The organism is Paracoccus sediminicola, assembly GCF_027912835.1.
Lineage (GTDB): Bacteria > Pseudomonadota > Alphaproteobacteria > Rhodobacterales > Rhodobacteraceae > Paracoccus > Paracoccus sediminicola.
In genome coordinates this window covers 190,728-210,365 of sequence record NZ_CP115768.1, presented here as the reverse complement: position 1 = coordinate 210,365, position 19,638 = coordinate 190,728, and the positions used below count along the sequence as shown (strand labels likewise).

Genomic DNA, 19,638 nt, shown 5'->3' with positions numbered 1-19,638 from the left:
GTTGCGGAAGCCTGACTCATCCGCCCGGAGGGCAAGATGCAGAAGCCGCGAATCGCTCTGGACACGCATGAGGTGCTGAACCAGCCGCCAGAGGCCGGGGACCGCGACCTTTGGGCCGATGACCGGCTGCTAAGGCAGCTGATAGGAGAGGACATCGCGGCTCGGGCGCGGCTCTCCGATTATGGGCGCGAGTTGGGACAGGCGGATCTGCGCGCGGCGGCGCGTGACGCGAACCGGTTTCCGCCAGAGCTGCATCTGTTCGATGCGGGCGGGCGGCGCCTCGATGAGCTGCGCTTTCATCCCTCTTATCACCGCTTCATGCAGCTTTCGGTGGCGGCAGGCTATGTTGGGGCCGCGTGGGAGCCGGGCTGCGGCGGCCATGCCGGCCATGCCGCGATGGTCTATCTGGCGAGCCAGGTCGAGCCGGGCCATTGCTGCCCCCTGACCATGAGCTATGCCGCATCCGCCGTGCTGCGCGAGGCGGAGGGGTTCGACATCTGGCGCGACGGGCTGAAAAGCCGCGATTACGATCCGTCGATCCGGCCTGCGGGCGAGAAAACCGGGGTCACGCTGGGCATGGCGATGACCGAGAAACAGGGCGGATCGGATGTGCGGCGCAACACCACGCGGGCGGTGCGCGACGTCGATGGCTGGCGGCTGACCGGGCATAAATGGTTCTGCTCGGCGCCGATGTCGGACGGGTTTCTGACGCTGGCACAGGCGCCGGGCGGGTTAAGCTGTTTTCTGGTGCCGCGCTGGCTGGAGGGCGGGCGCAACACGCTGCGGATCATGCGGCTGAAGGACAAGCTGGGCAATCGCTCGAACGGCTCGGCCGAGATCGAATACGACCGGACCTTCGCCCATCTGATCGGCGGTGAGGGCGACGGCGTGCGGGTGATCCTGAGGATGGTGCATCACACACGGCTGGATACTTCTGTCGCGCCTGCCGGGCTGATGCGGGCGGCCCTGCGCGAGGCGCATCACTGGGCCACGCATCGGAACGTGTTCGGGAAGCCCTTGGCGGATCAGCCGCTGATGCGCGCGGTGCTGGGCGATCTGGCGCTGGACTGGGCGGGCGCGCTGGCGCTGTCGCTGCACGTGGCGCGGCATTTCGACGGCACGGAGCCCGAGCATCGCAGCTTTGCGCGGATCGGCGTGGCGATGGCGAAATATCTGGCGAACAAGCTGTGTCCTCTGGTCGTTGCCGAGGCGATGGAGGCGCTGGGCGGCATGGGCTATGTCGAAGACACGCTGCTGCCGATGCTGTATCGCGAGGCGCCTTTGAACGGGATCTGGGAAGGTTCGGGCAATGTGATCTGCCTCGACGCGCTGCGCAGTCTTGCGAAGGACCCGCTCAGCGCCGAAGTGCTCCGGGACGAGATCTTGGCAGCGCGGGGGCTGGACCGGCATTTCGACGCCGCTCTGCGCGCCTATGACCGGCGCTGGCGGGTCGCGCATTTGGCCGAGGCCGAAGCGCGCTGGTTCGTCGAGGACAGCGCGGTGATGCTGGCGGCCTCGGCCCTGCTCCGGGTCGGGGTCGAGGATGTGGCACCGGCCTATGCGGCGACGCGGCTTGGCGCGCCGCGCGGTCGGCTGGCCGGGGCACTGCCGCAGGGGGCGGCGGATGCGGTGCTGGCGCGTTGTTTCGGCTGAGGCAGGCGCGCGGATCTCCGGCCTAGCCAGAGGCGTCGCCGGCGGTGCTGCGCCCGGACTGCGCGAGGATCGGGGCGAGAGCCACCACCATCGCGGCAAAGACCGACAGCAGCGCGAAGGACAGCCTGAGCGAGAAGATCTCGGCAATGAAGCCGATGGCGGGCGGGCCGAGCAGCATGGCGCCGTAACCCAGCGTGGCAACGGCGGCGATGGCCTGGCCCGGCGGCACGTCGGGATCGGCGGCGGCGCGGCTGAAGGCGAGCGGGATCAGCGCCGCGCAGCCCAGCCCCATCAGCACAAAACCGATCAGCGCCGCGGTCATGGTGGCCGGGATCACCAGCAATGCCAGGCCGCACAGCACCGCCGCACCGCTGATCCGGGCCATGCGGACCGGGCCGAAGCGCAGCACCAGCCTGTCGACGCAAAGCCGCATCGCCACCATCGTGACCGAGAACACCGCATAGCCCAGCGTGGCGCGGGCCTCTCCGGCACCGATCACGTCGCGCAGATAGACCGCGCTCCAATCCGCCATGGCGCCCTCGCTGAGCCCGGCCGACAGGGCCAGCACGCCGACCAGCACCAGCTGGCCGCGCGGCAGGGCAAAGACCGGGCCGGGGGCGCCGCGGCCGCGGCGGCGTGATTCCCAGGGGATCAGGGTGAAGGGGCCGAGGATCAGCGCCGCCGCCAGCGCCGCCAGCAGAAAATGCAGCCCAACCGGCAGCCCGATGCTGGCCGCGACATAACCAGAGCCTGCGCCGAGCGCAGTGCCGAGGCTCCACATCGCGTGGAAGGACGACATGACCGGGCGGCCAAGTGTCTTTTCGACCTCGGTCGCCCAGCTGTTCATGGTCACATCCATCGCCCCGAAGCCCATGCCGAAGACCAGCAGCGCCGCGCCGAGCAGGATGGGCGTCGGGGCAAGCCCGATCATCACCAGCATCACGAGAGAGATCACCGCGAGCAGCCGCGTCAGCCGGACCGCGCCGAAATCATCGGACAGCCGTCCGGCGACCGGGAAGGACACCACCGCGCCAAGCCCGAGCACCAGAAGCAGGATGCCGAGCGTTGCCTCGCTGAGCGAATGCCGCTCCATGATGGCGGGAATGCGCGAGGCCCATGCGCCGAGCAGGAGACCGTTCAGCATGAAGGCGGCGGCGACGCCGCGCCATGGGGTTCGGAGCGAGGACATTTGCGGGATCCGTGGATGAAACTGTCGTGAATGCGGCACGACTAGCAAAGACTGCGGCGATGTCCAGACCATGCGGACGGCATTTCGCGCAACGGAATGCGCGATCCGGGTCCCGAGGCAGAGACCTGCCGGGCGGGGCGGCTCAGTTCGGATGCGGTGCCCCGCCTGGCGGAGAAGGCGGGAATGGTGGCGGGCGCGGGGCTGCATCGCGCGAGGTATGCGACAGCCAGTCCTGCGGCCAGTCTTCGGGCCATGCCGGGCCGGGGATGCCGCGTTGCCGTTCCAGCCGGGCCAGACGGTCTTCGGCCGCCGCGATATAGTCGCGGGTCACCGGCACCGCATCGACGCGATGGGCGAGCTGAAGCTGGAACACCACCATCCCGCCCTCGCGGAAAGCGGCCTCGCTTCCGGCGAGATAGAATTCCCACATCCGGCAGAAGGCGGCATCGTAAAGCGCCTCGGCCTCGTCGCGCCTTGCCATGAAGGCCATGCGCCACGCCCGCAAGGTCTCGGCGTAATGCAGGCGCAGCACCTCGATATCGGTGACCGTCAGCCCCGAGCGTTCGACCGATTGCATCACCTCCGAAAGCGCCGGGATATACCCGCCGGGGAAGATATATTTGCGCAGGAACGGGTTCGTCGCGCCGGGCGGATTGGCGCGGCCGATGGTGTGCAGCAGCATCGCGCCATCGGGGCGCAGAAGCGTCGCGCATTGGCCGAAAAATGCGTTGAAATGATTGATGCCGACATGCTCGAACATGCCGACCGAGACGATGCGGTCATAGCTGGCAGCGATCTCGCGGTAATCTTGCAGGCGGAAATCGACCCTGCCCGCCAGCCCCTCGCGCTCGGCCCGCCGCTGCGCCACGGCAAGCTGTTCGTCAGAGAGGGTGACACCATCGACACGCGCCCCGGCGACGCGAGCCAGATAAAGCCCCATCCCACCCCAGCCGCAGCCGATATCGAGCAGATCCATCCCCTCTTCGATCAGCAGCTTGGCGGCGATATGGCGCTTTTTCAGCAGCTGCGCCTGCGGCAGCGTCGTGTCAGGCCCGGGAAACCAGCCGCAGGAATATTGCATGTCCGGGTCGAGAAACAGCCTGTAAAGATCCGCCGAAAGATCGTAATGGCGCTGGACATTGCCGCGCGATTGCAGCCGCGTGTTGATCTGATGCAGGCGGCGCGAGGCGATGCGCATCTTCTCGAAAGCCTTCATCCAGAAAGCGGGCATCAATTCGCGCCCCGCATTGGCATAGCCGAGCATGATGAAATCATAAATGCCGCCGCGGACGATCTCGATCTCGCCCTCCATATAAGCCTCTCCGATCCCAAGAGCGGGGTTGGTCACGGCGCGGCGCTCGGCGGCGGCGCTGTGGAAGCGGATCACGAGACGCGGGCCGCTGCCATCGCCGACGCGCCGCATCTGCCCGGCGCTGTCGATCACGGTCAGATCGCCGGTGGTGATGTAATTCTCAAGAAAGGCGCGCAGCAGCGTGTTCATCTTCTCTTCCTTGGCCGGACGAGCGGATCTGTCACGCAACTGTCACTGACCAACCCGGTTCCGGGCAAGTGGGCACGCAGGGTCCGGGGCCGGAAAGACAGTGAACGCGATGGATTTGGGCAAAGATTGCACGGGAATCGGCAGATTTCAGCGCATAGCGGGCCGCGATCAGGCGGGCGGCTGGCCGCTGTCGTCGAGGATCAGCTCGCCATCTTCCTTGTAGACCGCGCCCTCGGGGCGGCGGTCGAGCAGCGGCAGAACGGTTTCCGAGGGGCGGCACAGACGGACGCCTTTCGGGCTGCACACGATGGGGCGGTTGACGAGGATCGGATGGGCGATCATCGCATCCAGCAGAGCGTCGTCGCTGGTCGCGGGATCGGTGAGGCCGAGCTTTTCCGCCGGGGATTTCGAGACGCGCAGCGCCTCGCGCGGGGTCAGACCGGCGGCGGCGAAGAGCGCCAGAAGCTGCGGGCGCGTCCAGCCGGTTTGCAGATATTCGATCACCACCGGCTCGATCCCCGCAGCGCGGATGACGGTCAGCACATTGCGCGAGGTTCCGCAATCGGGATTGTGATGGATGACGACGGTCATGCGGGTCTCCGTTCGGTGGCGGGTGACGATATTTCTATATATCGCGATTAGTTGATTTATATAGCCCAGTAAAGATATAGCCCAGTAAAGATCGCGCCACGGCGCATGAAAAAACCCCCGGCGCGGTGGCCGGGGGTGTCGTCATGCAATGCCGGGACGATCAGGCCGCGGCGAGGTTGCGCAGCACGTAATGCAGCACGCCGCCATTCTTGAGATACTCGATCTCGACCTCGGTATCGATCCGGGCCTTGATCTTGATCGTTTTCCCGGTGCCGTCGGCATATTTCACCTGCGCATCCACCACTTCGAGCGGCTTCACATCGCCGAGACCTTCGATGGTGATTTCTTCTTCGCCGGTGAGGTTAAGCGATTTGCGGGTGTCGCCCTCGGTGAACTCGAACGGGATAACGCCCATGCCGATCAGGTTCGAGCGGTGAATACGTTCGAAGCTTTCGGCGATGACGGCCTTGACGCCCAGCAGGTTGGTGCCCTTGGCCGCCCAGTCGCGGGACGAACCGGCGCCGTATTGCTCGCCGCCGATCACGACCAGAGGGGTGCCCTGCTTTTCATATTGCATGGCCGCATCGTAGATCGCCGCCTGCTCGCCATCGGGGCCCTTGGTATAGCCACCCTCAACGCCGTCCAGCATCTCGTTCTTGATGCGGATATTGGCGAATGTGCCGCGCATCATCACCTCGTGATTGCCGCGGCGCGAGCCGTAGGAGTTGAACTCACGCGGGGGGACCTGACGCTCGGTCAGATACTGGCCGGCAGGGGTGGATTCCTTGAAGGAACCGGCGGGCGAGATGTGGTCGGTTGTGATCATGTCGCCCAGCAGGGCGAGAACGCGGGCGCCCTTGATGTCCTCGATCTCGCCCGGTTCCTGTGACATGCCCTGGAAATAGGGCGGGTTCTGGATATAGGTCGAGGTCGAGGGCCAGTCATAGGTTTCGCTGTCGGTGACCTCGACGCCCTGCCAGCGCTCGTCGCCCTTGAAGACGTCGGCATACTTTTCCTGGAACATCTCACGCGTGACGACGCTGTGGACCATGTCGGCAACCTCTTTCGAGGAGGGCCAGATGTCTTTCAGATAGACGTCATTGCCGTTCTTGTCCTGGGCGATGGGATCGCGGGTCAGGTCGATATTCATGTCGCCGGCCAGCGCATAGGCCACCACCAGCGGCGGCGAGGCCAGATAGTTGGCGCGCACATCCGGCGAGATCCGGCCTTCGAAGTTGCGGTTGCCCGACAGGACCGAGACGGCGATCAGATCGTTATCGTTGATCGACTTCGAGATCTGCGGCTCGAGCGGGCCCGAGTTGCCGATGCAGGTGGTGCAGCCATAGCCGACCAGATTGAAGCCAATCGCGTCCAGATCGTCCTGAAGCCCGGCGGCCTCCAGATACTCGGACACGACCTGCGACCCCGGAGCCAGCGAGGTCTTGACCCAGGGCTTGCGGTCCAGTCCCAGCTCGCGCGCCTTGCGGGCCACGAGACCGGCGGCGATCAGCACATAGGGGTTCGAGGTGTTGGTGCAGGAAGTGATCGAGGCGATCACGATCGAGCCGTCATGCAGCGTGTAATCCTCGCCCTCGACCTCGCCTTCGGAGAAGCCCTTATGGCGGCCGCCGGGGACATAGCCGGGTTCGTCCGCGCCGCCTTCCATGTCCCAGCGGATCTCGGAGCGCTGCGATTCCTCGGGATAGCGCTCGCCCATCACGAGATCCCAGAACGCCTTGGCGGATTCGTCGAGCGGGGTGTGGTCCTGCGGACGCTTGGGGCCCGAGATCGCAGGCACGACGGTGCCGAGATCGAGATCCAGCGTCGAGCTGTAGACCGGCGCATAGCCTTCGTCGCGCCACAGGCCGTTTTCCTTGGCATAAGCCTCGACCAGCGCGATGCGGTCCTTGTCGCGGCCGGTCTGTTCCAGATAGCGCAGTGTTTCGTCGTCAATCGGGAAGAAGCCGCAGGTGGCGCCATATTCCGGGGCCATGTTCGCGATGGTGGCACGATCGGCCAGCGGCATGTTCGCCAGACCGTCGCCGTAGAATTCGACGAATTTGCCGACCACGCCATGTTCGCGCAGCATCGCCACGACCTTCAGCACCAGGTCGGTGGCGGTCACGCCTTCCTTCAGCGCGCCCGAGATGTTGAAGCCGACCACTTCCGGGATCAGCATCGAGATCGGCTGACCCAGCATCGCGGCCTCGGCCTCGATCCCGCCGACGCCCCAGCCGAGCACCGAAAGCCCGTTCACCATCGTGGTGTGGCTGTCAGTGCCGACCAGCGTGTCGGGATAGGCGACTTCCTTGCCGTCCTGATCGGTGTCGGTCCAGACGGTCTGGGCCAGATATTCGAGATTCACCTGGTGGCAGATACCGGTGCCGGGCGGCACCACGCGGAAATTGTTGAACGCCTTCTGACCCCATTTGAGGAAGGTATAACGCTCCATATTGCGCTCATATTCCCGTTCCACGTTGAACTGGAAGGCGCGGGGCGTGCCGAATTCGTCGATCATCACCGAATGGTCGATGACCAGATCGACCGGGTTCAGCGGATTGATCTTCTGCGCATCGCCGCCAAGCGCGACAATCCCGTCGCGCATCGCCGCCAGATCGACCACGGCGGGGACGCCGGTGAAGTCCTGCATCAGCACGCGGGCCGGGCGATAGGCGATCTCACGCGGGTTCTTGCCGCCCTTTTCCGCCCATTCGGCAAAGGCCTTGATGTCATCGGTCGAGACGGTCTTGCCGCCATCCTCGAAGCGCAGCATGTTTTCCAGCACGACTTTCAGCGCGGCGGGAAGCTTCGAAAAATCGCCCAGACCCGCTTCGGTGGCGGCGGGGATGGAATAGTAATCGACGCTCTGCCCGCCTGCTTCGAGCGTGCGGCGCGTCTTGGAGGTATCGGTTCCGGTGACGATGGGCATAGGGGCCTCCCTGTCGGTTTGATGGGTACGGCGTTCGGTTCGGAATTGAGATGCCCCATTCAGGGGGCCGATTCAAGAGGCCGGGACGCAATTGGTATGCGATGGTATACCATGACAGGCGCTGTTGCACAAGGGCAACGGCATGTTGCATCCTCTGCCGTAACAGAGCCTTGATTTGGGTTTCTGGCCGCAATGCCCTATTCCCGCAGCGTCTTTCCGGAAGGCGATGATGGCGGCAGCAGGCTTTATCAGGGCAATATGTCTGGCAGGATTGCTCGGCGCATTGGCGGGCATTTCGGTCGGCACGGTCAGCGCACAGGGCTGGACCGAGGGCGCAAGCGCAGGCGCGGCGCAGAACGGCGCTGGCACCGCGTTCGGGCGGGCCGGGGCCGCGCTGTCGCAGGAGGCGCCCGAGCTTGGCGGCGATTACGGCGACATCATGGACGATGTGAACGCGGTGATCGACGCGATGGATGACAGCACCCGCGGTGTCGCGCCCGCATCCGAGCCGACAGCGGCCCCGGTTCCGTCACCGACCCTGGACCGCAGCAAGGATGCCACGCTCTCCACCGACGACGCGCAGGGCGCGGCACCGGGTCCGCATCGCCGCTCGCCGGTGGTCGTCGAGCTGTTCACCGCCGAGGGCTGCGCGGCCTGCCCGCCGGCGCAGGATCTGCTGGCCGATCTTTCGGGGCGCGGCGATGTGCTGGTGCTGAGCTGGCACGTCGATTACTGGGACTATCTCGGCTGGTCGGACAGCTTCGCCCGGCCCGAATTCAGCGCCCGTCAAAAAGCCTATAACCTGTCCCGCGGCGCACGGTCACTTTTCACGCCGCAAATCATCGTCGGCGGCGAGATGGCGATCGACATGCCCCGCCCGGCCGATCTGATGAGCGCGATCCGGCAGCAGCGCGACGAGGGCGATCACGTGACGGTCGCCTATGAACAGGAAGGCGCGCGCCGCCGGGTCGAGCTGACGCCGCGCGGCAGCCTGCCCTCCGACAATGCGGTGCAGCTCATCCGCTATCTTCCGCGCCGCTCGGTCGAGGTCGACAGCGGCGAGAATAGCGGCCGGCTGCTGGAACTGCGCAATGTCGTCGCCGCCGCGGAAATTCTGGCAGAATGGGACGGCGCGGCCCCGATCCGGCTGACCGTGACGCTGGGCGCGGGACGCTCGACCAATTTGCCGCAGGATACGCGCCATGCGCTGATCGTGCAGGATATGCGCGGAGGCATGCCCGGCGAGATCTTCGCGGCAGTGCCTCTGGACTGAGCGCGGCGGTCTCTGGACCTCGGGCGGTTTCGGGCGCATGAAGCGCGCATGACCGAGTGGATCGACCAGATCTCTGGCACGCCGGAGGGCGCGCGGATCGCGACTGTTCTGGCGGTGTCGGCGGCGATGCTGCACGCGATTTTCGGGGCGCTTCAGAAGGGGCGCCACGATCCCTGGGTCAGCCGTGCCGCCATAGATCTATGGGTGTTCCTGATAGCTCTGCCGGTGGCACTGTTCGTGGTTCCCTGGCCCGAGCCGCATCTGTGGCCGATCTTTCTCGGCGTGCTGGTGATCCATATCGGCTATAAGCTCGCGCAGGCGATGACCTATCAGCGCGGCGCCTATACGGTGGTCTATCCGGTGGTGCGCGGCACCGGCCCGCTGGTCACGGTGATCGCGGCGGGGATCGTGTTCCAGGAACATTACAACCTGACGCAATGGGCGGGGATCGGCATTCTCGTCGCGGGCATCCTCGGGCTCGGCTATTACAATTACCGAAAGCTGGATGTCGGGCGCGAGACGCTGATCCCGGCGCTGAGTTGGGCGGTGCTGACCGGAGTCTTTGTCGCTGCCTATACGACATTTGATGCCTGGGGCATCAGGCAGTCGGCTGATCCCTTCACCTTCCTCGCCTGGTTCTTTCTGCTGGACGGGCTGTTCATGCCGGTCTTCGCGCGCCGCAGGCTGGCCGCGCTGCCACGCGAAGAATGGGCGCGGCTCGGGCTGCGGGGCGTGGTCGGGGCGCTGGTGGCTTTTGCAAGCTTCGGCTCGATCATGCTTGCCACCCGCATCGACGAGGTTGGCCGCGCGGCGGTGCTGCGCGAGACCTCGACGGTCTTCGCGGCCCTTGTCGGCTGGCTCGTCCTGGGCGAAAAGGTGGGGCCGCGCCGCGCCGCGCTGATGGCGATGATCGCCGCGGGGGCGGTCATCATGGAATATGGCGCGCATTAGGCCGCGCCCCGAGAGGACAGGACGATGAGTGACACCCAGCCGAAACAGGTCAGCCCCGGTCTGAAGATCGCGCTTGAATACGGGCCGCTGATCGTCTTTTTCGCGGTGTTCATGCTGACCCGCGACCGCGTGTTTACCCTGTGGGGCGAAGAATATGGCGGCTTCGTGCTGGCGACGATGGTGTTCGTGCCTGTCCTGGTCGCCTCGATCCTGGCGCTGTGGCGGCTGACCGGCAAGCTGTCGGCGATGCAGGTGATGACGCTGGTGCTGGTGGTGGTGTTCGGCGGGCTGACCATCTGGCTGAACGATGACCGGTTCTTCAAGATGAAACCGACGATCATCTATGCGATCTTTGCCGGGCTTCTGGGGCTGGGGCTGGCACTGAAGAAGAACTGGTTGCAGCTGGTTCTGGGCGAGGCTCTGCCGATGGAGCATGAAGGCTGGATCAAGCTGACCTTCCGCATGGCGCTGCTGTTTGCCGGTCTCGCGCTGGCCAATGAGTTCGTCTGGCGGACCATGTCGGACACCGCCTGGGTCAATTTCAAGACATTCGGGATGCCGCTGATCACCTTCCTGTTCCTGATCGCGAATGCCGGGCTGTTCCGGCGCTATGCGCTCGACAAGGAGGACTGACGCCGCCCCGGCGGCTCCAGCAGGCGTGACCATCGCGGGGCCTGGCGCAGCGGCAGATGCGCGCGCAGAAGCGGCAGCGGAAGCGCCCAGGGCTGCAAGAGCGCGACGCGGTACAGCTCGAACAGCCCGTCGCGCAGATAGGGCGACCAGTGACAGGCGCGGGCCGTGTCGGCGCCGATGGGGAAGCCGAGTGCGGACAGGCTGTCGCGCACATCCGGCGCGTCGATCTGAAGATCCAGCCAATTGCGGCGCGGTTGCGAAAGACCCTGTCCGAGCGCGCGGTAACGGGCGCGCCCAACCAGTAGCTCAAGCCCGAGATCGAAGGGATCGTTTTCTCGCGAGGTGACATTGATGATCTCGGCCCGGCGACCCGCTGGGCTGTCGCAGGCGGCCTCGGCTGCCGGGCGCAGCTCTGCCGCGGCCATCAGGATCAGCCTTCCGACACTGCCGGGCCGCGCCGCGCCAAGCGCCTGTAACGCCACGCGCGCGCCGAGCGAATGCCCGATGAGATGCACCGGACGACCCGCGCTGTCCGAGAGCGCGGCGATGCGGTCTGCCAGCCCCTGCCCGACCTCGCCGGCCCGGCGATAGGCCGCCGCCAGACGCCCGCGCGCAGGCCAGCCAAAGGGGATGCCGAGCGCTTCATCGCCCTCGGCGCTCAGCCCGAGGGCCCTGGGCCATGAGCGCTGCCGCCTCGCGCCGGGCTTCATCGGGCCGAGCCCGAGGATATGGCGATGCGGGTCATGTTCGGGCTGCGAGGGACAGAAGCGATAGCCGTGGATCATGACGATGACCGGCGCGCCTGCGGGCAGGCTTGCCGCCCGGCGCAGAAGCTGCGGCGGGAGTGGCTGATCGGCGTTGATCGGCAGGATCGCCATGGCAAGAGATCACACGCGGTTTCCGTCACCTGCGGGATAGTCCTGCTACGCGACACTGGGGTGACCGGCTTGTGACGCCGCGGTGACACTCTACAAGATGTTGTAGCCGGGACACAGGCGCGTCAGTTCGAAAGGGGCCCGGACAATGCGCGAAACAGCCGACCGCGACATTGCAATGCCGCCCGCGCGATCCGGCAATCCTTGCCAAGAATGCCGCGTCGGCGTATCGCAAGGGCGCAACCAGTGAGGCCCAACATGACCCGCAGCAAACTGCACAAGCGCAGCCTTGCCGTCCACGCCGGCACCCGTCGCAGCCAGTATGGCGAGATGGCCGAGGCGATGTTCATGACCCAGGGCTTCGTCTATGAGGACGCCGCCCAGGCCGAGGCGCGGTTCCAGAAGGTCGGCGATGACGAGTTCATCTATGCCCGCTATGGCAACCCGACCAACCGTATGTTCGAGGACCGGATCGCGGCGCTTGAAGGCACCGAGGACGCGTTTGCCACCACGTCAGGCATGGCCGCGGTGAATGGCGCGCTGATGTCGGTCTGCCGCTCGGGCAGCCATATCGTCGCCGCGCGGGCGCTGTTCGGGTCGAACCTGTATCTGCTCGATGTGTTGCAGCGTTTCGGAGTCGAGGTGACGCTGGTAGACGGCACCGATCTGGACCAGTGGCGCGCGGCGGTGCGCGACGGTACTACGGCGGTGTTCTTTGAATCCGTTTCAAACCCGACGCTGGAGGTGATCGACATCGCCGCCGTATCAGACATCGCCCATGCCCATGGTGCGATGGTCATGGTCGATAATGTTTTCGCCACGCCGGTCTTTTCGCGCGCGGTGGAACAGGGTGCCGATGTGGTGATCTATTCCACGACCAAGCATATCGACGGCGCCGGCCGCGCTCTGGGCGGGGTGATCTGCGGCAGCAAGCAATATGTGCGCGAGGTGGCCGAGCCTTATGTGAAGCATTCCGGCGGCGCGATCAGCCCGTTCAACGCCTGGCTGATGCTGACCGGGCTGACCACGATGGAACTGCGCGTGCGCAGCATGGCCGACAGCGCCGCTGCGATCGCCGGGGCGCTGAGCGGGCATCCGAAACTGTCGAAGCTGATCTATCCCGGACTGGCCGACCATCCGCAGCACGATCTGGCCATGGCGCAGATGGGCTCGGGCGGGACCATGCTGGCGCTGGAAATCGTCGGCGGCAAGGACGAGGCCTTCAAGGTGCTGGACAGGCTGGAGCTGGTGCTGATCTCGAACAATCTCGGCGATGCGAAATCCATCATCACCCATCCCGCCACGACCACGCATCAGCGGCTGAGCGAGGAAGAGCGCGCCCGGCTTGGGATCTCGCCGGGGCTGGTGCGGTTGTCGGTGGGGCTGGAGCATCCCGACGACCTGATCGCCGATCTGACACAGGCTTTGGAATGACGTGACGTGTTCCAGCCCTGCGTAGGGATTTTGTCCCGATCTGGGCACGGAACTCTTTGGCTGCCGGAAGATTGTCATATATCCGAGGCGCGACCATGAAGGAGCCAGCCCCTTGAATACGCCTCGCCCGCCCGCCCTCTACCCTGCGCTGTCGCGGGAATATGACGCCGAATTCACGGTCGATCCGCAATACAAGGCCAGCCTGCCCGATCTGCAGAACGGTCCGTCCAGCCTGATCGTGGGCGCCAATGTTCTGATCCAGCATGTCGGGATCTCGAATTTTCGGCTGCCGATCCATTTCCGCACCCGCGAGGGCGGCGAGATCGTGCTGGAGACAAGCGTTACCGGCACGGTCAGCCTCGAGGCGGATCGCAAGGGCATCAACATGTCGCGGATCATGCGCAGCTTCTACGCCCATGCTGAAAAAGAGTTCAGCATGGCGGTGATGGAGACCGCGCTGGATGACTACAAGGGCGATCTCGACAGCATGGATGCGCGGATCCAGATGCGGCTGAGCTATCCGATGCGGGTCGATTCGCTGCGTTCGGGGCTCGCGGGTTGGCAATATTACGACATCGCGCTGGAACTGATCGAGCATGAGGGGCAGCGGCGCCGGATCATGCATCTGGATTATGTCTATAGCTCGACCTGCCCCTGTTCGCTGGAACTGTCCGAACATGCCCGCGAAAGCCGCGGCCGGCTGGCGACGCCGCATTCGCAGCGCTCGGTCGCGCGGCTGTCGGTTGTGATGAGCGACGAAGAGCGGCTGTGGTTCGAAGACATGATCGAGCTGTGCCGCCGCGCCGTGCCGACCGAGACTCAGGTGATGGTGAAGCGTGAGGATGAGCAGGCATTTGCCGAGCTGAACGCCTCCAGCCCGATCTTTGTCGAGGACGCGGTGCGCAGCTTTGCCGAACAGCTCATCGCCGAGCCGCGGGTCAGCGATTTCCGCGTCATCGCCAGCCACCAGGAATCGCTGCACAGCCATGATGCTGTGTCGATGCTGGTCAACGGAGAAACCTTCGCGCAGGACAGCCTCGACCCGACCACCTTCGCCAGCCTGCTGCATCGGGGGTGAGCGGCGCGTTGCCGCCGGGGCGCGGGTCGCGGCTCTCCCCCGGATCTCTGAGTGAAGGCGAGGGCCGAACAATTCAAGAACACCACTTTTCTGCGGCGCGCTACGTCGCTATGGTGGCGCCATGATGGATGACGATCCCTTCGAGGCCGCCGAAACCCGGCTGAGCCTGTCGCAGCGCGCCATGGGAATGCCCTCCGGCCCGCCGCCCTATCTGGACGGGCTGAACGAGGCGCAGCGACGGGCGGTTGAAATGCTGGACGGGCCGGTGCTGATGCTGGCAGGCGCGGGCACCGGCAAGACGCGGGCGCTGACCACCCGGATCGCGCATCTGATTTCGACCGGGCGGGCCTACCCGCGCGAGATCCTGGCAGTGACCTTCACCAACAAGGCCGCGCGCGAGATGCGCGACCGGATCGGGCGGCTTCTGGGTGAGGCGGTCGAGGGGATGCCGTGGCTGGGAACGTTCCACAGCGTCAGCGTCAAGATCCTGCGCCGCCATGCCGAGTTGATCGGGCGCGGCGATCTGCATCTGAAGAGCAGCTTCACCATTCTGGACACCGACGATCAGCTTCGCCTGCTGAAGCAATTGATCGCGGCCGAGAATATCGACGAAAAGCGTTGGCCGGCACGGCAGCTGGCCGGGATGATCGATGGCTGGAAGAACCGTGCGCTGACCCCGGACAAGGTGTCCCGCAACGAGGGTGCCGGGTTCGACGGCAAGGGGGTGCAGCTTTACCGCGCCTATCAGGACCGGCTGCTGGCGCTGAACGCGGTGGATTTCGGCGATCTGCTGCTGCATTGCGTGACGCTGTTCCAGGCGCATCCCGATCTGCTGGAACAGTGGCAGAAGCGGTTCCGCTATATTCTCGTGGACGAGTATCAGGACACCAATGTCGCGCAATATCTGTGGCTGCGGCTGCTGGCGCAGGCGCATCGCAATATCTGCTGCGTCGGCGATGACGACCAGTCCATCTATGGCTGGCGCGGGGCCGAGGTGGGCAATATCCTGCGATTCGAGCAGGATTTTCCCGGCGCGCAGGTGATCCGGCTTGAACAGAATTACCGCTCGACCCAGCATATTCTCAGCGCCGCCTCGGGGCTGATTACCGCAAACAAGGGTCGCTTGGGCAAGACGCTGTGGACCGAGGCCGAGGGCGGGCATCAGGTCCGGCTGATCGGGCATTGGGACAGCGAGGCTGAAGCCCGCTGGATCGGCGAAGAGATCGAGGATTTCCATTCCGGCACGCGGCACAGCGTCGGCAAGCACGATCTGAACGATATGGCGATCCTCGTGCGGGCCTCGCACCAGATGCGCGCCTTCGAGGACCGGTTCATGACCATCGGCCTGCCCTATCGTGTGATCGGCGGGCCGCGCTTCTATGAACGGGCCGAGATCCGCGATGCGATGGCCTATTTCCGGCTGGCGGTCTCGCCCGCCGACGATCTGGCCTTCGAGCGGGTCGTGAACACGCCCAAGCGCGGGCTTGGCGACAAGGCGGTCAAGACGATCCAGGCCGAGGCGCGGGATCTGGGCCAGCCCTTGCTGATCGGCGCTCAATCGGTGGTGGCGAACGGTTTGCTGGGCGGCAAGGGTCTGGCCAATCTGCGCGAATTCGTCGAGGCGATGGGGCGCTTCCATGCTGATACGCTCGATGAGACCGCCAACCATGTCGAGCTGGCCGAGCGGATTCTGGATGAAACCGGCTATACCGCCATGTGGCAGAACGACAAATCCCCCGACGCGCCGGGCCGGCTGGAGAACCTCAAAGAGCTGGTGAAGGCTCTGGAGGAGTTCGACAATCTGCAGGGCTTTCTGGAACATGTCGCGCTTGTGATGGACCGCGACAACGATGAGGCGCAGGACGCGGTCTCGATCATGACGCTGCATGCGGCGAAGGGGCTGGAATATCCGATCGTCTTCCTGCCCGGCTGGGAGGATGGGCTTTTTCCGTCTCAGCGCAGCATGGATGAAAGCGGGATGAAGGGGCTCGAGGAGGAACGTCGGCTGGCCTATGTCGGGATCACCCGCGCCGAGAAGCTGGCCACGATCAGCTTTGCGGGGAACCGGCGGATGTATGGGCAGTGGCAAAGCTCTCTGCCCTCGCGCTTCATCGACGAATTGCCCGAGGATCATGTCGAGGTGCTGACCGCGCCGGGGCTGTACGGCCAGGGCTATGGCGGCGCGGCGGTGGCGGCGGGAACCGATTTCGGTGCCGGGATGCATCAGCGTGCCGCTCATGCGGATGTGTATAACTCACCCGGCTGGAAGCGCATGGCGGCGCGCGGGGATATGCGCGCCAAGCCGCGCGCCCCGGCCGCGACGGTGATCGATGCCGAGGCGGTGGGGTTCAGCGTGGGCGACAGGGTGAGCCATCCGAAATTTGGCGAAGGCACGGTGATGGGCATCGCCGAGGACACGCTGACCATCCAGTTCGAGGCAGGGTTCAAGAATGTAAAGGCGGGTTACGTGCAGCCGGTGGGCGCCGGTGACGACGTGCCGTTCTGACGCGCTGCATGGTCGAGACGCGACCGTGGCCTTCGGGGCCGGGCCGAGCCGCGCATTGCGACCAGCCCCGCACTTTCAGTGCTGCGCGCCGTCTTCGCCCCACGGGCCATGCGGCGAATCCTTGCCGTCCAACCGCTTGAAGCCATGCGCGCCGAAGAAATCGCGCTGCGCCTGGATCATGTTCGCCGGACCGCGCGGACTGCGCATCGTATCGAACCAGGATAGCCCCGCCGACAGCGCCGGCACCGCGATGCCTGAGCCTGTGGCAGCAATGACGGTTTGGCGCAGCGCCGCCTCATGCTCGCGCAGCAATCCGGTGAAGGGCGCGGCGAAGATCAGATTGCCATCCGGCGCAGTTTCAAAGGCCGTGGCCATGTCATTGAGCATGTCCGAGCGAATGATGCAGCCCTCTCGCCAGATCCGGGCGATCACGGCCATTGGCAGATCCCAGCCGAATTCCGACGAGGCGCGGGCAAGCATCTCGAAACCCTGCGCATAGCAGAGGATCTTGCCCGCGATCAGCGCCGCCTCGAGCGTATCGGTGTCGAGCGCGCCATCCGGCAGCGATTGCGGCAGGGCGCCGAAGGTCTCTGCCCCCTTCGCCCGGTCCTCGACCCGCGCCGAAAGATTGCGCCCGACCACCGCCGCTTCGATGACCGGGACAGCGACCGCCAGTTTCTGCGCTTCGATCACGGTCCAGCGGCCGGTCCCCTTCTGCCCCGCCGCATCCAGGATCGCATCCAGCATGGGCCCGCCCGAGATCGGGTCCTGTGCCCGCGCCACTATGCCCGAGACCTCGATCAGGAACGAGGCGAGCGGACCGCGGTTCCACGTCTCGAACGTCTCGGCGATCCGGTCGGTGTCGCGGCTCATCCCGTCGCGCATCAGCGCATAGGCTTCCGCGATCATCTGCATATCGGCGTATTCGATGCCGTTATGTACCATCTTCACGAAATGACCGGCCCCGCCCGGCCCCATGAGCGCGGCGCAGGGCTCGCCCTCGTATTTGGCCGAGATTGCTTCCAGCATGCCGCCCATGCGATCCCACTGCGCCGCATCTCCGCCGGCCATGATCGAGGGGCCGTGCCGCGCGCCTTCCTCGCCGCCCGAGACGCCGATGCCCATGAAGTCCCAGGGCTGGTCCCGGCTGGCGGTCGCGCGACGTTCGGTATCAGCGTAATTCGCATTACCGGCGTCGATGATGAGATCGCCCTCGCCGAGCAGCGGGGAGAGCGCCGCGATTTGCTGATCGACGATCTCGCCCGCCGGAACCATCAGGATGATCGTGCGGGGCGGCCTGATCGCGTGCACCAGCTCCTCGAAAGACTTCGCCGGGGTCAGCCGAGCCGAAAGATCGCCGGCCCCGAAAACGAAGTCGTCGGTCACGCTGGCGGTGCGGTTATAGACGGCGATGGGATAGCCCTTCTCGGCGATGTTCAGCGCCAGAGCGGCGCCCATCGTGCCCAACCCGATCAGCCCGGTCCTCGGGGCGTTGTCCATGTCGCTCACCTGCCTGTCCCTCCGCCTGTGCTTCCGCTGCGTCCCGCGATGGCGCCGGGACGGTCTGTGGCAATGGTTAACAAATCGCCCGCCAAGGGCCAGTTCAAACGGTGGCGCTCAGCCCTCATCCGCCAGCGCCTTCTCCAGCTCGGGCAGGAAGCGGTTGGTGTAATCATCGCGGATCAGCGGGCCGGCATGGCGGTAGAGCACCCTGCCTTCCCCGTCGAGGATGAAGGTCTCGGGCGGGGCCGTGACCCCCCAGTCGATGGCGGCGCGGCCGCGCGGATCGGTGGCGATGGCGGCAAAAGGATTGCCGTCTTCATCCAGAAAGCGCAAAGCGTCGGCCTCGTCATCCTTCAGATCGACGCCATAGACGGGCATCCGCTCTGAAAGCTCCATCAGCGTCGGGTGCTCGGCACGGCAGGGCGGACACCAGCTCGCCCAGAAATTCACCAGCTTCACACCGGGCTTTGCCAGCATCTCGTCGGTGAGCTGGGTGTTGCCGGGCAAGGTCGTCTCTGGCAGTGGCGGGGCCGCTCGACCGATCATGGTGGAGGGCAATGTGTTCGGATCGTCCCGCCCCATGCCCCAGAGAAACACAAGAGCCAGCGATAGGAACAGCACCGGCGGCAGCAGCATCAGGGGTTTAACGCGCATTGCGGCGGCCCTCCTGCCGATCCAGATCGCGCCGGGCGCGGGCATTGCGGGCGACGCTCTGCCAGATGATCGCCACGAGCAGCGCAAGGCTGATCCCATAGGCGGACAGCACGGTGCCGGCATATTTCCCGAGTTCGATCATGAGCGGGCCTCGCGGGCTTGCAGGGCAGCGGTGCGGCGAATGCGGATCTCGGTCCGGGTGCGGATCAGCAGCAGCGCCAGGAACAGAAGGAAGAACCCCAGCATGGTGAGATAGAGCGGATAGCGATAGACGGCGCTCATCCGCTCGCCCTCGGCGACGGAAAGTGAGGCGCCCTGATGCAGCCCCTGGTTCCAGAAATTCACCGCATAGCGCGACAGCAGCGCGAAGACCGAGCCGACAAGGCACAGCACCCCGGTCAGATCGGCGGCGCTGTCCGGGTCCTCGACCGCCGACCAAAGCGCAATATAGCCGATATAAAAAAAAAGCAGGATCAGGAAACTGGTCAATCTCGGGTCCCACTCCCACCATGTCCCCCACATCGGCTGACCCCAGATCGCACCGGTCACAAGCGCGATGACTGTCATTACCGCACCGATCGGCGCGGCGGCCTTGGCGGCAAGCGCGCTGACATGGTGGCGGCGGATGATCCAGATCAGCGAGGCGACCAGCATCATGAGCCAGCAATTGATCGCCATCAGCGCAGCGGGGACATGCAGGAACACGATCTTCACCGTGGCGCCCTGACGGTAATCCTCGGGGGTCAGGAACCCCCAGACCAGCCCCCCCAAAGTGCAGACAGCCGCGCCGCCCGCGACATAGGGCAGCATTGCGCCGGACACGCGCATGAATTTGACGGGGTTGGCATATTCCCAGATCGACATGAGG

Annotated in this window: 16 protein-coding genes; 7 read left to right on the top strand and 9 right to left on the bottom strand. The window is 65.4% G+C overall.

Features of this window, described 5'->3' with window-relative positions:
• Positions 1-36: 36 nt before the first annotated feature.
• The gene (locus PAF18_RS01065) at positions 37-1,653 is read left to right on the top strand and encodes an acyl-CoA dehydrogenase family protein (protein ID WP_271116803.1); all 1,617 of its coding nucleotides are present in this window, start codon (positions 37-39) and stop codon (positions 1,651-1,653) included.
• 22 nt (positions 1,654-1,675) lie between these two features.
• Here the strand turns inward: PAF18_RS01065 and PAF18_RS01060 are convergent, their stop codons facing one another.
• The 4 genes from PAF18_RS01060 to acnA form a co-directional block, all read right to left on the bottom strand.
• Positions 1,676-2,842, bottom strand: coding sequence for an MFS transporter (locus tag PAF18_RS01060; protein WP_271116802.1), 1,167 nt, complete (start codon positions 2,840-2,842; stop codon positions 1,676-1,678).
• Between the two features lie 142 nt (positions 2,843-2,984).
• The gene (locus tag PAF18_RS01055) at positions 2,985-4,343 is read right to left on the bottom strand and encodes a cyclopropane fatty acid synthase (protein ID WP_271116801.1); all 1,359 of its coding nucleotides are present in this window, start codon (positions 4,341-4,343) and stop codon (positions 2,985-2,987) included.
• A 168-nt stretch (positions 4,344-4,511) separates the two neighbouring features.
• Positions 4,512-4,934, bottom strand: a complete 423-nt coding sequence (gene arsC / locus PAF18_RS01050) for an arsenate reductase (glutaredoxin) (RefSeq protein WP_271116800.1) — start codon at positions 4,932-4,934, stop codon at positions 4,512-4,514.
• 160 nt (positions 4,935-5,094) lie between these two features.
• A complete protein-coding gene (gene acnA, locus PAF18_RS01045) occupies positions 5,095-7,863 on the bottom strand; it encodes an aconitate hydratase AcnA (RefSeq protein WP_271116799.1) in 2,769 nt (922 codons plus the stop codon).
• A 229-nt stretch (positions 7,864-8,092) separates the two neighbouring features.
• Here acnA and PAF18_RS01040 point away from each other — a divergent pair, with 229 nt between their 5' ends.
• The 3 genes from PAF18_RS01040 to PAF18_RS01030 are packed head-to-tail and all read left to right on the top strand — an operon-like array spanning position 8,093 to position 10,720.
• Positions 8,093-9,136: a DUF1223 domain-containing protein gene (locus PAF18_RS01040; protein ID WP_271116798.1), complete on the top strand. Its 1,044-nt coding sequence runs from the start codon at positions 8,093-8,095 to the stop codon at positions 9,134-9,136.
• A gap of 48 nt (positions 9,137-9,184) precedes the next feature.
• Complete coding sequence (locus PAF18_RS01035) at positions 9,185-10,087, top strand: EamA family transporter (RefSeq protein ID WP_271116797.1); 903 nt, start codon at positions 9,185-9,187, stop codon at positions 10,085-10,087.
• Between the two features lie 24 nt (positions 10,088-10,111).
• Complete coding sequence (locus tag PAF18_RS01030; protein ID WP_271116796.1) at positions 10,112-10,720, top strand: inner membrane-spanning protein YciB; 609 nt, start codon at positions 10,112-10,114, stop codon at positions 10,718-10,720.
• On the opposite strand, the gene PAF18_RS01025 is transcribed toward PAF18_RS01030, so the two are convergent.
• A complete protein-coding gene (locus PAF18_RS01025; RefSeq protein WP_271116795.1) occupies positions 10,696-11,598 on the bottom strand; it encodes a DUF726 domain-containing protein in 903 nt (300 codons plus the stop codon). The genes PAF18_RS01030 and PAF18_RS01025 overlap by 25 nt on opposite strands.
• 255 nt (positions 11,599-11,853) lie before the next feature.
• Here PAF18_RS01025 and metZ point away from each other — a divergent pair, with 255 nt between their 5' ends.
• The 3 genes from metZ to PAF18_RS01010 all read left to right on the top strand — a co-directional run bounded on the left by metZ (position 11,854) and on the right by PAF18_RS01010 (position 16,613).
• Complete coding sequence (gene metZ, locus PAF18_RS01020) at positions 11,854-13,029, top strand: O-succinylhomoserine sulfhydrylase (protein ID WP_271116794.1); 1,176 nt, start codon at positions 11,854-11,856, stop codon at positions 13,027-13,029.
• A gap of 112 nt (positions 13,030-13,141) precedes the next feature.
• Entirely contained in the window at positions 13,142-14,107 is a 966-nt protein-coding gene (folE2, locus tag PAF18_RS01015) for a GTP cyclohydrolase FolE2 (protein ID WP_271116793.1), read from the top strand.
• A 121-nt stretch (positions 14,108-14,228) separates the two neighbouring features.
• Positions 14,229-16,613 carry an ATP-dependent helicase gene (locus PAF18_RS01010; protein WP_271116792.1) on the top strand — a complete coding sequence of 795 codons (2,385 nt, stop codon included), beginning with the start codon at positions 14,229-14,231 and terminating at the stop codon, positions 16,611-16,613.
• 75 nt (positions 16,614-16,688) lie between these two features.
• On the opposite strand, the gene gnd is transcribed toward PAF18_RS01010, so the two are convergent.
• The 4 genes from gnd to PAF18_RS00990 form a co-directional block, all read right to left on the bottom strand.
• Positions 16,689-18,113 carry an NADP-dependent phosphogluconate dehydrogenase gene (gene gnd / locus PAF18_RS01005; RefSeq protein WP_271116791.1) on the bottom strand — a complete coding sequence of 475 codons (1,425 nt, stop codon included), beginning with the start codon at positions 18,111-18,113 and terminating at the stop codon, positions 16,689-16,691.
• Between the two features lie 117 nt (positions 18,114-18,230).
• Positions 18,231-18,770 (bottom strand): DsbE family thiol:disulfide interchange protein, encoded by a 540-nt coding sequence (locus PAF18_RS01000; RefSeq protein ID WP_271116790.1) that lies wholly within the window; start codon positions 18,768-18,770, stop codon positions 18,231-18,233.
• Positions 18,760-18,912, bottom strand: a complete 153-nt coding sequence (gene ccmD / locus PAF18_RS00995; protein ID WP_271116789.1) for a heme exporter protein CcmD — start codon at positions 18,910-18,912, stop codon at positions 18,760-18,762. Before ccmD ends, PAF18_RS01000 begins: the two co-directional genes overlap by 11 nt.
• The gene (locus PAF18_RS00990; protein WP_271116788.1) at positions 18,909-19,634 is read right to left on the bottom strand and encodes a heme ABC transporter permease; all 726 of its coding nucleotides are present in this window, start codon (positions 19,632-19,634) and stop codon (positions 18,909-18,911) included. Before PAF18_RS00990 ends, ccmD begins: the two co-directional genes overlap by 4 nt.
• Between the last annotated feature and the right edge of the window lie 4 nt (positions 19,635-19,638).

Coding starts and splice junctions, on each gene's coding strand:
- PAF18_RS01065 (WP_271116803.1), top strand. CDS start 37: ATGCAGAAGCCGCGAATCGCTCTGGACACGCATGAGGTGCTGAACCAG.
- PAF18_RS01060 (WP_271116802.1), bottom strand. CDS start 2,842: ATGTCCTCGCTCCGAACCCCATGGCGCGGCGTCGCCGCCGCCTTCATG.
- PAF18_RS01055 (WP_271116801.1), bottom strand. CDS start 4,343: ATGAACACGCTGCTGCGCGCCTTTCTTGAGAATTACATCACCACCGGC.
- arsC (WP_271116800.1), bottom strand. CDS start 4,934: ATGACCGTCGTCATCCATCACAATCCCGATTGCGGAACCTCGCGCAAT.
- acnA (WP_271116799.1), bottom strand. CDS start 7,863: ATGCCCATCGTCACCGGAACCGATACCTCCAAGACGCGCCGCACGCTC.
- PAF18_RS01040 (WP_271116798.1), top strand. CDS start 8,093: ATGGCGGCAGCAGGCTTTATCAGGGCAATATGTCTGGCAGGATTGCTC.
- PAF18_RS01035 (WP_271116797.1), top strand. CDS start 9,185: ATGACCGAGTGGATCGACCAGATCTCTGGCACGCCGGAGGGCGCGCGG.
- PAF18_RS01030 (WP_271116796.1), top strand. CDS start 10,112: ATGAGTGACACCCAGCCGAAACAGGTCAGCCCCGGTCTGAAGATCGCG.
- PAF18_RS01025 (WP_271116795.1), bottom strand. CDS start 11,598: ATGGCGATCCTGCCGATCAACGCCGATCAGCCACTCCCGCCGCAGCTT.
- metZ (WP_271116794.1), top strand. CDS start 11,854: ATGACCCGCAGCAAACTGCACAAGCGCAGCCTTGCCGTCCACGCCGGC.
- PAF18_RS01010 (WP_271116792.1), top strand. CDS start 14,229: ATGATGGATGACGATCCCTTCGAGGCCGCCGAAACCCGGCTGAGCCTG.
- gnd (WP_271116791.1), bottom strand. CDS start 18,113: ATGGACAACGCCCCGAGGACCGGGCTGATCGGGTTGGGCACGATGGGC.
- PAF18_RS01000 (WP_271116790.1), bottom strand. CDS start 18,770: ATGCGCGTTAAACCCCTGATGCTGCTGCCGCCGGTGCTGTTCCTATCG.
- ccmD (WP_271116789.1), bottom strand. CDS start 18,912: ATGATCGAACTCGGGAAATATGCCGGCACCGTGCTGTCCGCCTATGGG.
- PAF18_RS00990 (WP_271116788.1), bottom strand. CDS start 19,634: ATGTCGATCTGGGAATATGCCAACCCCGTCAAATTCATGCGCGTGTCC.